Source organism: Pantoea sp. GM_Pan_3 (assembly GCF_026541045.1).
Lineage (GTDB): Bacteria > Pseudomonadota > Gammaproteobacteria > Enterobacterales > Enterobacteriaceae > Pantoea > Pantoea anthophila.
Window position 1 is genome coordinate 82,470 of record NZ_JALNVA010000001.1, and the last position, 12,480, is coordinate 94,949.

Below are 12,480 nucleotides of genomic sequence, written 5' to 3' on the forward strand. Positions count from 1 at the left end.
TGAGATCAGGCCGGAATGGTGAGTAACGTATGACAGATTTGACCACGCAAGATCTCGCTCAGCCGCTATGGCAAACCCGTGATCACCTGGACGATCCGGTGATCGGCGAGTTGCGTAACCGTTTTGGGCCGGACGCCTTCACTGTTCAGCCTACCCGTACCGGTATTCCGGTTGTCTGGGTAAAGCGTGAACAGATACTGGAAATTACCGAGTTCCTGCGTAAATTGCCGAAGCCTTACGTCATGCTGTATGACCTGCATGGTGTGGATGAGCGTTTACGTGCCCACCGTGCAGGCCTCCCTGCTGCGGATTTCTCCGTTTTCTACCACCTGCTGTCGATTGAACGCAATCGTGACATCATGCTCAAGGTGGCCTTATCTGAAAACGATATGCATCTGCCGACGCTTACCCGGCTTTTCCCGAATGCCAACTGGTATGAGCGTGAAACCTGGGAGATGTTTGGCGTCACCTTTGATGGGCACCCGCATCTGACGCGCATCATGATGCCACCTACGTGGGAAGGCCATCCGCTGCGCAAAGATTATCCGGCGCGCGCCACGGAGTTCGATCCTTTCACGCTGACGAAGCAGAAAGAAGATTTAGAGATGGAGGCGCTGACCTTTAAGCCTGAAGACTGGGGCATGAAGCGCAGCACCACCAACGAAGATTTTATGTTCCTCAACCTTGGGCCTAACCACCCGTCAGCGCACGGTGCGTTCCGCATCATCCTGCAGCTGGATGGCGAGGAGATTGTCGACTGCGTACCTGACATCGGCTATCACCATCGTGGTGCCGAAAAGATGGGCGAGCGTCAGTCGTGGCACAGCTACATTCCCTACACTGACCGTATCGAATACCTGGGCGGCTGCGTCAATGAAATGCCGTATGTGCTGGCCGTTGAGAAACTGGCCGGGATCGTGGTGCCCGATCGCGTAAACGTGATCCGCGTGATGCTCTCTGAGCTGTTCCGCATCAACAGTCATCTTCTCTATATCTCGACCTTTATTCAGGACGTCGGTGCAATGACACCGGTGTTCTTCGCCTTTACCGATCGCCAGAAAATTTATGACGTGGTTGAAGCCATTACCGGCTTCCGTATGCACCCGGCCTGGTTCCGCATCGGCGGGGTTGCCCACGATCTGCCGCGCGGCTGGGAACGTCTGCTGCGTGACTTCCTGGACTGGATGCCGAAGCGCCTGAAGGAGTATGACAAAGCCGCACTGCGCAACAGCGTGCTGGTTGGCCGTTCCAAAGGCGTGGCCGCTTACAACATGGAAGAGGCGCTGGCATGGGGCACCACCGGTGCCGGTCTGCGTGCCACCGGTCTCGACTTTGATGTGCGCAAATGGCGTCCTTACTCTGGCTACGAAAACTTCGATTTTGAGATCCCGGTCGGCTCCGGCGTCAGCGATGCTTACAGCCGTGTCCAGCTGAAGATGGAAGAGATGTGGCAGTCGCTGCGCATCCTTGAGCAGTGCCTCAACAACATGCCAGAGGGACCGTTCAAAGCGGATCACCCGCTGACCACGCCGCCACCGAAAGAGCGCACGCTGCAGCACATCGAAACGCTGATCACACACTTCCTGCAGGTGTCGTGGGGGCCGGTGATGCCAGCCAATGAATCTTTCCAGATGATTGAAGCGACGAAAGGGATCAACAGCTACTACCTGACCAGCGACGGCAGCACCATGAGCTACCGCACCCGTGTGCGTACGCCGAGCTTCCCGCATCTGCAGCAGATTCCTTCGGTAATCCGTGGCAGCCTGGTATCCGACCTGATCGTCTACCTGGGCAGTATCGATTTTGTTATGTCAGACGTGGACCGCTAATTATGCACGATCAACACATTGCCATTAAAACGATCGACCCTGATGAGGTCTTCGTGCTGAGCGCGGAAGAGCAGCACGCCATTGAGCACGAAAAACACCACTATGAAGATGCGCGTGCAGCCTCCATTGAAGCGCTGAAGATCGTGCAGAAACAGCGTGGCTGGGTACCGGATGGTGCCATCAACGCGATCGCCGACGTCCTCGGGATTCCGGCGAGTGATGTTGAGGGTGTGGCGACATTCTACAGCCAGATCTTCCGTCAGCCGGTGGGGCGTCATGTGATCCGTTACTGCGACAGCGTGGTCTGTCACATCACTGGCTATCAGGGCATCCAGGCCGCACTGGAGCAGCAGCTGAATATCAAACCGGGCCAGACCACGGCTGATGGCCGCTTTACGCTGCTGCCGACCTGCTGCCTGGGGAACTGCGATAAAGGGCCGACCATGATGGTGGACGAAGATACCCATGTTCATCTGACGCCGGAAGGCATTCCCTCTTTGCTGGAGCAGTATCAATGACAATCAAACAGATCATTCGTACTGCTGAAACTCACCCGCTGACCTGGCGGATGCGCGACGACAAGCAGCCGGTCTGGCTGGACGAATACCGCAGTAAAAACGGCTATGCCGGTGCGGAAAAAGCGCTGAAAACCATGTCGCAGGATGAGATCGTCGCGGCAGTCAAAGATTCCGGCCTGAAAGGGCGCGGCGGTGCAGGCTTCTCGACCGGGCTGAAGTGGAGCCTGATGCCGAAAGATGAGTCGATGAACATCCGTTACCTGCTGTGTAACGCCGATGAGATGGAGCCGGGCACCTATAAAGACCGCCTGCTGATGGAGCAGATGCCGCACCAGCTGGTCGAGGGGATGCTGATCAGCGCCTTCGCTCTCAAGGCTTACCGTGGCTATATCTTCCTGCGTGGTGAATATATTGAAGCGGCGGTGCATCTGCGCCGCGCGATTGCCGAAGCGACCGAAGCGGGCTTTCTCGGCAAAAATATTCTTGGCACGGGCTTCGACTTTGAGCTGATCGTCCACACCGGCGCAGGACGTTATATCTGCGGCGAAGAGACGGCGCTGATTAACTCCCTGGAAGGCCGCCGTGCTAACCCGCGTTCCAAACCGCCCTTCCCGGCGAGTGCCGGTGCGTGGGGCAAGCCGACCTGCGTGAACAACGTGGAAACCCTCTCTAACGTCCCGGCGATCCTGGCCAACGGCGTGGAGTGGTACAAGAGCATCTCAAAAAGTGAAGATGCCGGTACCAAAATGATGGGCTTCTCCGGGCGGGTTAAAAATCCTGGCGTCTGGGAACTGCCATTTGGCATTACCGCGCGTGAAATCCTTGAAGATTACGCGGGCGGCATGCGCGACGGACTGAAGTTCAAAGCCTGGCAGCCCGGTGGCGCAGGCACCGACTTCCTGACAGACCAGCATCTGGATCTGCCGATGGAATTTGCCAGCATCGGTAAAGCAGGCAGCCGACTGGGCACCGCCCTGGCGATGGCCGTCGACCACGAAATCAATATGGTCTCGCTGGTTCGTAACCTGGAAGAGTTCTTTGCCCGTGAGTCGTGCGGCTGGTGTACGCCGTGCCGTGACGGTCTGCCGTGGAGCGTAAAAATTCTGCGCGCGCTGGAGCAGAAGCAGGGGCAGCCAGGGGATATCGAAACCCTGCTGCAACTCTGCCGTCAGCTCGGTCCGGGTAAAACCTTCTGTGCGCATGCCCCGGGCGCGGTCGAGCCGCTGCAGAGTGCGATTAAATATTTCCGTGAAGAGTTTGAAGCCGGCATGGCGCCGCAGGTCTTTGGCAATACCCGCTCCATTGGCGGGATCCAGCCAAACCTGCTGAAAGCGCGCTGGTAATTCGCCGCCGCACACGGAACAGGCCTGGTGCCGCCGCCCCGACAATGTCGTGCGTCGGGGCAAGAATATGATTAACGCTCGTCTCTGACGAGCCTTACGGAAGCATGTCACTATGGCTACAATTCATGTAGACGGTAAAGAGTATGATGTGAACGGAGCGGACAACCTGCTACAGGCGTGTCTCTCTCTGGGCCTTGATATTCCTTACTTTTGCTGGCATCCGGCGCTGGGAAGCGTCGGGGCCTGCCGCCAGTGTGCGGTAAAGCAATTCCAGAATGCCGAAGATACCCGTGGTCGTCTCGTCATGTCCTGCATGACGCCGGCCTCTGACGGCACATTTATCTCCATCGACGATGGCGAAGCGAAAGAGTTCCGCGAAAGCGTGGTGGAGTGGCTGATGACCAACCACCCACACGACTGTCCGGTGTGTGAAGAGGGCGGTAACTGTCACCTGCAGGATATGACAGTGATGACCGGCCACAGCTTCCGCCGCTATCGCTTTACCAAGCGCACCCACCGTAATCAGGATCTCGGCCCCTTCATCTCGCACGAGATGAACCGCTGTATCGCCTGCTATCGCTGCGTGCGTTACTACAAAGATTATGCCGATGGCAAAGATCTGGGCGTCTACGGCGCACATGACAACGTCTACTTCGGTCGCCCGGAGGATGGCACGCTGGAAAGCGAATTCTCCGGTAACCTGGTCGAAATCTGCCCGACCGGCGTGTTCACCGACAAAACGCACTCCGAACGCTATAACCGTAAATGGGATATGCAGTTCGCGCCGAGCATCTGCCAGCAGTGCAGCGTGGGCTGTAACACCAGCCCGGGTGAACGTTATGGTGAGTTGCGCCGTATCGAAAACCGTTACAACGGCACCGTTAACCACTACTTCCTCTGTGACCGTGGCCGCTTTGGCTATGGCTATGTGAACCGTAAAGATCGTCCGCGTCAGCCGATGCTGCTGCGTGGCAACGACTGGGTGACGCTGAACGCCGAGCAGGCGGTCAACGCCGGGGCTGATTTGCTGCGCCAGGCGAAGAAAGTGATCGGTATCGGCTCACCGCGCGCCAGCGTTGAAAGTAACTTTGCCCTGCGTGAACTGGTCGGGGCGGAGAACTTCTCAACCGGTATACCGGCAGCTGAGCAGGCCCGGCTTGAACTGATGCTGAAAGTGCTGCGTGAGGGGGGGATTTATACCCCTTCGCTGCGTGAGATTGAAAGCTATGATGCGGTGCTGGTGCTGGGTGAAGATCTGACCCAGGTCGGCGCACGTGTGGCGCTCTCCGTCCGTCAGGCGGTGAAAGGCAAAGCGCGTGATATGGCCGCGGCACAGAAGGTGGCAGACTGGCAGATCGCCGCGATCCTGAACATCGGTCAGCATGCGAAACATCCGCTGTTTGTCACCCACGTTGATGAAACCCGTCTGGATGATATCGCCGCATGGAGCTATCGTGCGCCGGTTGACGATCAGGCGCGTCTCGGTTTCGCCATCGCCAGTGCGCTGGATGAATCCGCGCCTGCGGTGACCGATTTCGACAGCGCACTCAGCGCCAGAATGGATGTGGTGGTTCAGGCACTGGCGGGCGCGAAAAAGCCATTAATCATCTCCGGTACCCATTCCGGCAGCAGCGCCATGATTGAAGCCGCCGCAAACGTCGCCAAAGCCCTGAAGGCTCGTGGCGCCGATGTCGGCATTACCTTGCTGGCCGGCCACGCCAACAGTGTCGGACTTGGCCTGATCGGCGGCAATCCACTGGAGCACGCGCTGGAGCAGCTGTCAGGCGGTGAAGCCGACGCGCTGGTGGTGCTGGAAAACGATCTCTATCGCCATGCGCCCAAAGCGCTGGTGGATGCTGCGCTGGCTCAGACCACGAACGTGATCGTGGTGGATCATCAGCGCACCGCGACCGTGGAGAAGGCGGGTCTGGTCTTATCGACCGCAAGCTTCGCCGAAAGCGATGGCACCTCTGTTAACCATGAAGGCCGCGCGCAGCGTTTCTTCCAGGTTTACGATCCCGCTTATTACGACAACAGCGTCGTGATGCTGGAGAGCTGGCGCTGGCTGCACTCGCTGCACAGCACCCTGGAAAGCCGTCACGTGGACTGGACCCAGCTCGATCACGTTATCGATGCCGTGGTTACCCGTCTGCCGCAACTGGCCGGCATTAAAGAGGCGGCGCCTGACGCCAGCTTCCGTATCCGGGGCCAGAAACTGTCACGTTCGCCGATCCGTGCGAGTGGTCGTACCGCCGCACGCGCCAACATCAGCGTCCACGAACCGCGTCAGCCGCAGGATCAGGACACGATGTTTGCCTTCTCGATGGAAGGGAACAACCAGCCGTCGGCCCCGCGTTCTCAGATCCCGTTTGCCTGGGCACCAGGCTGGAACTCCCCTCAGGCGTGGAACAAATTCCAGGCCGAAGTGGGCGGCAAACTGCGTCATGGCGATCCGGGCGTGCGCCTGTTTGAAGCCAGCGCCGGTCAGTTACCCTGGTTTACCCGTGTCCCTCAGGCCTTTGTCAGTGAAGGGCAGTGGCGTGTGGCGCCGTGCTACCAGCTGTTTGGTAGTGAGGAGATGTCGCAGCGTTCCCCGGTTTTCCAGCAGCGTATGGCGCAGCCTGCTCTGGTGATCAACCCGGACGATGCGGCGAAGCTGGGCGTCAACGATGGCGCAGCCGTCGAGTTCAGCTGTGCCGGTGAGACCGTGCGTCTGCCGGTACGTTTCTCGGCGTCACTGCAGGCGGGACAGATTGGTCTGCCGCTGGGCATGCCAGGCGTTCCGCCGTTCCTGGCGAACGGTAAAATCGACACTCTGCAGGAGGCGGCGCAATGAGCTGGTTAACACCGGACGTTATCGACATTCTGCTGGCCATTGTTAAAGCCATCGTCATTCTGCTGGTGGTCGTGGCCTGCGGCGCGTTCATGAGCTTCGCCGAGCGTCGTCTGCTCGGCCTGTTTCAGAACCGTTACGGACCGAACCGTGTAGGCTGGGGCGGGTCATTGCAGCTGGTGGCGGACATGATCAAAATGTTCTTTAAAGAGGACTGGGTCCCGCCGTTTACCGACCGCTTTATCTTTACTCTGGCACCGGTTATCGCCTTTGTTTCGTTGCTGCTGGCCTTTGCTATCGTGCCGGTTTCACCGACCTGGATGGTGACCGACCTGAACATCGGTCTGCTCTTCTTCCTGATGATGGCAGGTCTGGCGGTCTATGCGGTGCTGTTTGCCGGCTGGTCGAGTAACAACAAATACTCGCTGCTGGGTGCGATGCGCGCCTCGGCGCAGACCCTGAGCTATGAAGTTTTTCTGGGGCTGTCGCTGATGGGCGTAGTGGCGCAGGCGGGCTCGTTCAATATGAACGACATCGTTAACAGCCAGACGCATCTCTGGAACATCATCCCGCAGTTCTTCGGTTTTGTGACCTTCTGTATTGCAGGTGTCGCGGTGTGTCACCGTCATCCCTTTGACCAGCCAGAAGCGGAACAGGAACTGGCTGACGGTTATCACATCGAATACGCCGGGATGAAGTTCGGCCTGTTCTTCGTCGGCGAATATGTGGCGATTACCACGGTCTCCGCCCTGATCGTTACGCTGTTCTTTGGTGGCTGGCATGGACCCTTCCTGCCGCCGTTCATCTGGTTCGCCCTGAAAACGGCGTTCTTTATGATGATGTTCATCCTGATCCGCGCCGCGCTTCCGCGTCCACGCTACGACCAGGTGCTGTCATTCGGCTGGAAAGTGTGTCTGCCGTTGACGCTGCTGAACCTGCTGGCGACTGCCGCAGTGATTCTCTACACAGCGTCGTAAGGGGTTAACAAATGACTTTGAAAGATATTGTCGTCGGTTTTGGCACGACAGTTCGCAGTATCTGGCTGATAGGGCTGCACGCCTTTGCCAAACGTGAAACGCAGATGTACCCGGAAGAGCCGGTTTATCTGCCACCTCGCTATCGCGGCCGTATCGTGTTAACGCGCGATCCGGATGGGGCAGAGCGTTGCGTGGCCTGTAACCTGTGTGCGGTTGCCTGTCCGGTGGGCTGTATTTCGCTGCAGAAAGCGGAAACCAAAGATGGCCGCTGGTATCCGGAGTTCTTCCGCATCAACTTCTCACGCTGCATCTTCTGCGGCATGTGTGAAGAAGCCTGTCCGACCACCGCGATTCAGCTGACGCCCGATTTTGAACTGGGCGAGTTTAAGCGTCAGGATCTGGTGTATGAGAAGGACGATCTGCTGATTTCGGGACCGGGTAAATATCCGGAGTACAACTTCTACCGCATGGCAGGTATGGCGATTGACGGTAAAGATAAGGGCGAAGCGGAAAACGAAGCGAAGCCAATCGACGTCAAAGGCTTATTACCTTAAGGAGCAAGGCATGGAATTTGCGTTTTATCTTTGCGGACTGGTGGCGGTGCTGACGACGTTGCGCGTCATTACCCACACCAATCCGGTACATGCGTTGCTGTACCTGATCGTTTCGCTGTTATCGATCGCCGGCGTCTTCTTCTCAATGGGAGCCTATTTCGCGGGTGCGCTGGAGATCATCGTCTATGCCGGCGCGATCATGGTGCTGTTCGTCTTCGTCGTGATGATGCTGAACCTGGGCAAACAGACGCAGAAACAGGAGCGCGAGTGGCTCAGCCCCTCACTCTGGATCGGTCCGGGCCTGGTGTCGCTGCTGCTGCTGGTGGTGATGGTCTACGCCATCCTGACCGCCAATGACCAGGGTATTGACGGCACGATTATCGACGCTAAAGCGGTCGGTATCAGCCTGTTTGGTCCGTACGTCCTCGCGGTAGAGCTGGCGTCGATGCTGCTGCTGGCCGGTCTGGTCGTGGCCTTCCATATCGGTCGTGAAGAGCGCCAGGGTGAAGTCCTGAGCAACCGTCCTGCTGACGCCGCACCGGCGAAAAAGGAGAGCGCATGATCCCGTTACAACATGGATTGATTCTGGCTGCCGTGCTGTTTGTCCTTGGACTCACGTCGCTGGTTATCCGCCGCAATCTGCTGTTTATGCTGATCGGCCTGGAAATCATGATCAACGCCGCCGCGTTAGCCCTGGTGGTTGCCGGGAGCTATTGGGGTCAGGCCGACGGACAGGTGATGTATATCCTGGCCATCAGCCTGGCGGCAGCGGAAGCCAGTATTGGTCTGGCGCTGCTGCTTCAGCTCTATCGTCGTCGTCAGACGCTGAACATTGATACTGTGAGCGAGATGCGCGGATGAATCTTCTCTATTTAACTGTCTTGTTTCCGCTAATCGGCTTTCTGCTGTTAGCGTTTTCCCGCGGTCGCTGGTCAGAGAACCTGTCGGCCACGATTGGTATGGGATCGGTAGGCCTGGCGGCCCTGACCACAGCGATGATCGGTTTCGACTTCTTCGCAAACGGTCAGCAGGCTTATACCCAGTCGCTCTGGACCTGGATGCATGTCGGCAACTTCGACATGAAGGTGAACCTGGCGCTGGATGGCCTGTCGCTGACGATGCTGTCTGTGGTAACCGGTGTGGGTTTCTTCATTCACATGTTCGCCTCCTGGTACATGCGGGGTGAAGAGGGCTACTCCCGCTTCTTCGCCTACACCAACCTGTTTATCGCCAGCATGGTGGTTTTGGTGCTGGCCGATAACCTGATGCTGATGTATCTGGGCTGGGAAGGGGTAGGGCTCTGCTCCTATCTGCTGATCGGTTTCTACTACAGCAATCCGGAAAATGGCAAAGCGGCGATGAAAGCGTTCATCATCACCCGCGTGGGCGACGTCTTCCTGGCATTCGGCCTGTTCATCCTCTACAACGAGCTGGGCACGCTGAACTTCCGTGAGATGATGGCGCTGGCACCGGCGCACTTTGCCGCAGACAACCATATGCTGCAGTGGGCAACCCTGATGCTGCTGGGTGGCGCGGTCGGTAAATCGGCTCAGCTGCCGTTGCAGACCTGGCTGGCAGACGCCATGGCCGGTCCGACACCGGTTTCAGCACTGATCCACGCCGCGACCATGGTCACCGCGGGCGTCTACCTGATTGCCCGTAGCCACGGTCTGTTCCTGCTGACGCCGGAAGTGCTGCATCTGGTAGGGATTGTCGGGGCGATTACCCTGGTACTGGCGGGCTTTGCTGCGCTGGTACAGACCGATATCAAACGCGTGCTCGCTTACTCCACCATGAGCCAGATTGGCTACATGTTCCTGGCACTCGGTGTTCAGGCGTGGGATGCGGCGATTTTCCATCTGATGACGCACGCCTTCTTTAAAGCGTTACTGTTCCTCTCTTCTGGTTCGGTCATTCTGGCCTGCCATCATGAGCAGAACATCTTCAAAATGGGCGGCCTGCGTAAAAGTATTCCGCTGGTCTACACCTGCTTCCTGGTGGGTGGCGCGGCCCTGGCGGCCCTGCCGCTGGTCACCGCGGGCTTCTACAGTAAAGATGAGATCCTGTTTGGCGCACTGGCTAACGGTCACATCAATCTGATGGTGGCCGGACTGGTCGGGGCATTCCTGACCTCAATCTATACCTTCCGCATGATCTTTATCGTGTTCCACGGCGAAGAGAAAATTCATGCGCATGCCGGTAAGGGGATTACCCATCATCTGCCGCTGATTGTGCTGCTGCTGCTCTCCACCTTTATTGGTGCGCTGATCACGCCACCGCTGGCGGGTGTCCTGCCAGCCAGTGAGTTCGGCGAAGCGGGCAAAGTGGGGCTGGAAATCACCTCAGGCGTTGTCGCGATTGTCGGCATTTTGATCGCTGCCGCGCTGTGGCTGGGCAAACGTGAACTGGTCACCCGGATTGCAAACAGTGCACCTGGCCGTTTCTTCGGCACCTGGTGGTTTGCCGCCTGGGGCTTCGACTGGCTCTACGATAAAGTGTTCGTCAAACCTTACCTGGGTATTGCGTGGCTGCTGAAGCGCGACCCACTGAATGGCCTGATGAACCTGCCTGCACTGCTGTCACGTATTGCCAACAAAGGCCTGGTCGTCAGTGAGAATGGCTACCTGCGCTGGTACGTTGCGTCAATGAGCGTGGGTGCCGTGCTGGTGCTGGCTCTGCTGCTGGTGATGTAAAGATTGATGAGCGGGGGTGAGTTACCTCACCCCAATTAAGAATGTCAAAAATTACCTGAGTAATGAGCGTTATCGTCGCAGCCAGTTTCATTACCGCCAGCGCACAGCAACCGGAGCATACTGAAGTATGTGAGGATTGCGAGCACTGCCGGGAATGAAAATGGCAAGTAAGATAGCTCAGAAAAGGTCATAAAAGGGAAGTGTGCCGTGTTATTACCTTGGCTAATTATCATACCCTTCGTCGGCGGTCTGATCTGCTGGCTGACCGAGCGCCTCGGCGCGAAGGTGCCACGCTGGATCGCGCTGATCACCATGGGGCTGACGTTGGCGCTTTCACTGCAACTCTGGTTGCAGGGAGGCTATTCACTGACGCAGGCAGCGGGCATTCCGCAGTGGCAGTCAAGTTTCTCCGTTCCGTGGATCCCACGCTTCGGCATCAGCTTCCATTTAGCTATCGACGGTCTGTCGCTGCTGATGGTGGTGCTGACCGGTCTGCTCGGTCTGATGGCGGTGCTCTGTTCCTGGAATGAGATTGAAAAGTATCAGGGCTTCTTCCACCTCAACCTGATGTGGATCCTGGGCGGCGTCATCGGTGTGTTCCTCTCCATCGATATGTTCCTGTTCTTCTTCTTCTGGGAAATGATGCTGGTGCCGATGTACTTCCTCATCGCGCTCTGGGGTCATAAAGCCTCCGACGGCAAAACCCGTATTACCGCTGCAACCAAGTTCTTCATCTACACCCAGGCGTCAGGTCTGGTTATGCTGATTGCGATTCTGGGACTGGTGTTTGTCCACTTCAACGCAACCGGCGTCTGGACGTTCAACTATGAGCAGCTGCTGCAGACGCCGATGACACATGGTGTTGAATATCTGCTGATGCTGGGCTTCTTTATCGCTTTCGCGGTGAAAATGCCGGTGGTGCCGCTGCACGGCTGGCTGCCGGACGCGCACAGTCAGGCGCCGACGGCGGGTTCTGTTGACCTGGCGGGCATCCTGCTGAAAACCGCAGCGTATGGCTTACTGCGTTTCAGCCTGCCGCTGTTCCCGAACGCCTCGGCAGAGTTTGCGCCTGTTGCTATGTGGCTGGGCATCATCGGGATCTTCTACGGTGCCTGGATGGCGTTTTCGCAGACCGATATCAAGCGTCTGATTGCCTATACCTCGATTTCACACATGGGCTTTGTGCTGATTGCTATCTACACCGGCAGCCAGCTGGCGCTGCAGGGTGCGGTGATCCAGATGATTGCACATGGTCTCTCGGCTGCCGCGCTCTTCATCCTGTGTGGTCAGCTGTATGAGCGTCTGCATACCCGTGATATGCGTCAGATGGGCGGACTCTGGTCACGCATCAAATGGATTCCGGGCCTGTCGCTGTTCTTTGCTGTCGCCAACCTGGGGATGCCGGGTACCGGTAACTTCGTCGGCGAATTCATGATCCTGACGGGCAGTTTCCAGGTGGTGCCGACGATTATCATCATCTCCACCTTTGGTCTGGTGTTCGCCTCCGTTTACTCGCTGGTCATGATGCAGCGCGCCTACTACGGCGAAGCGAAATCAAAAGATCCGCTGCCAGGCATGTCACCGCGTGAGTTCATGACCATCGGGGTTCTGGTGGTGCTGCTGGTGCTGCTGGGCGTCTATCCACAGCCGATTCTGGATACTTCGCACGCTGCCATGAGCAATATTCAGCAGTGGTTTACCGCTTCAATTTCAACTACAAGGCCGTAATTCGC

Annotated in this window: 10 protein-coding genes; all 10 read left to right on the plus strand. The window is 57.6% G+C overall.

The genetic code is table 11. The annotated features are described in order from the left end of the window. The first annotated feature begins 29 nt into the window (after positions 1-29). Complete coding sequence (gene nuoC / locus OXR04_RS00405; RefSeq protein ID WP_267371841.1) at positions 30-1,829, plus strand: NADH-quinone oxidoreductase subunit C/D; 1,800 nt, start codon at positions 30-32, stop codon at positions 1,827-1,829. A gap of 2 nt (positions 1,830-1,831) precedes the next feature. Further along, the gene (gene nuoE, locus OXR04_RS00410; protein WP_267371839.1) at positions 1,832-2,347 is read left to right on the plus strand and encodes an NADH-quinone oxidoreductase subunit NuoE; all 516 of its coding nucleotides are present in this window, start codon (positions 1,832-1,834) and stop codon (positions 2,345-2,347) included. A 2-nt stretch (positions 2,348-2,349) separates the two neighbouring features. Further along, on the plus strand, positions 2,350-3,690 hold the full coding sequence (gene nuoF / locus OXR04_RS00415; protein ID WP_181161926.1) for an NADH-quinone oxidoreductase subunit NuoF: 1,341 nt from the start codon (positions 2,350-2,352) through the stop codon (positions 3,688-3,690). Between the two features lie 112 nt (positions 3,691-3,802). Beyond that, a complete protein-coding gene (gene nuoG / locus OXR04_RS00420; protein WP_167428753.1) occupies positions 3,803-6,526 on the plus strand; it encodes an NADH-quinone oxidoreductase subunit NuoG in 2,724 nt (907 codons plus the stop codon). Then, the gene (nuoH, locus tag OXR04_RS00425; protein ID WP_009089020.1) at positions 6,523-7,500 is read left to right on the plus strand and encodes an NADH-quinone oxidoreductase subunit NuoH; all 978 of its coding nucleotides are present in this window, start codon (positions 6,523-6,525) and stop codon (positions 7,498-7,500) included. Before nuoG ends, nuoH begins: the two co-directional genes overlap by 4 nt. A gap of 11 nt (positions 7,501-7,511) precedes the next feature. Continuing rightward, the gene (gene nuoI, locus OXR04_RS00430) at positions 7,512-8,054 is read left to right on the plus strand and encodes an NADH-quinone oxidoreductase subunit NuoI (RefSeq protein ID WP_009089021.1); all 543 of its coding nucleotides are present in this window, start codon (positions 7,512-7,514) and stop codon (positions 8,052-8,054) included. A gap of 10 nt (positions 8,055-8,064) precedes the next feature. Then, positions 8,065-8,616, plus strand: a complete 552-nt coding sequence (gene nuoJ / locus OXR04_RS00435; protein ID WP_267371832.1) for an NADH-quinone oxidoreductase subunit J — start codon at positions 8,065-8,067, stop codon at positions 8,614-8,616. Then, positions 8,613-8,915, plus strand: coding sequence for an NADH-quinone oxidoreductase subunit NuoK (gene nuoK, locus OXR04_RS00440; RefSeq protein ID WP_003854236.1), 303 nt, complete (start codon positions 8,613-8,615; stop codon positions 8,913-8,915). Before nuoJ ends, nuoK begins: the two co-directional genes overlap by 4 nt. Beyond that, the gene (gene nuoL, locus OXR04_RS00445; protein WP_009089038.1) at positions 8,912-10,747 is read left to right on the plus strand and encodes an NADH-quinone oxidoreductase subunit L; all 1,836 of its coding nucleotides are present in this window, start codon (positions 8,912-8,914) and stop codon (positions 10,745-10,747) included. The genes nuoK and nuoL overlap by 4 nt, the downstream gene beginning before the upstream one ends. A 207-nt stretch (positions 10,748-10,954) precedes the next feature. Beyond that, positions 10,955-12,475, plus strand: coding sequence for an NADH-quinone oxidoreductase subunit M (gene nuoM, locus OXR04_RS00450; RefSeq protein WP_009089040.1), 1,521 nt, complete (start codon positions 10,955-10,957; stop codon positions 12,473-12,475). Positions 12,476-12,480: the final 5 nt, after the last annotated feature.

Bases quoted from the DNA above. Each gene is read 5' to 3' on its own strand.
- nuoI (WP_009089021.1), top strand. From the start codon at position 7,512: ATGACTTTGAAAGATATTGTCGTCGGTTTTGGCACGACAGTTCGCAGT.
- nuoE (WP_267371839.1), top strand. From the start codon at position 1,832: ATGCACGATCAACACATTGCCATTAAAACGATCGACCCTGATGAGGTC.
- nuoK (WP_003854236.1), top strand. From the start codon at position 8,613: ATGATCCCGTTACAACATGGATTGATTCTGGCTGCCGTGCTGTTTGTC.
- nuoH (WP_009089020.1), top strand. From the start codon at position 6,523: ATGAGCTGGTTAACACCGGACGTTATCGACATTCTGCTGGCCATTGTT.
- nuoC (WP_267371841.1), top strand. From the start codon at position 30: ATGACAGATTTGACCACGCAAGATCTCGCTCAGCCGCTATGGCAAACC.
- nuoG (WP_167428753.1), top strand. From the start codon at position 3,803: ATGGCTACAATTCATGTAGACGGTAAAGAGTATGATGTGAACGGAGCG.
- nuoL (WP_009089038.1), top strand. From the start codon at position 8,912: ATGAATCTTCTCTATTTAACTGTCTTGTTTCCGCTAATCGGCTTTCTG.
- nuoJ (WP_267371832.1), top strand. From the start codon at position 8,065: ATGGAATTTGCGTTTTATCTTTGCGGACTGGTGGCGGTGCTGACGACG.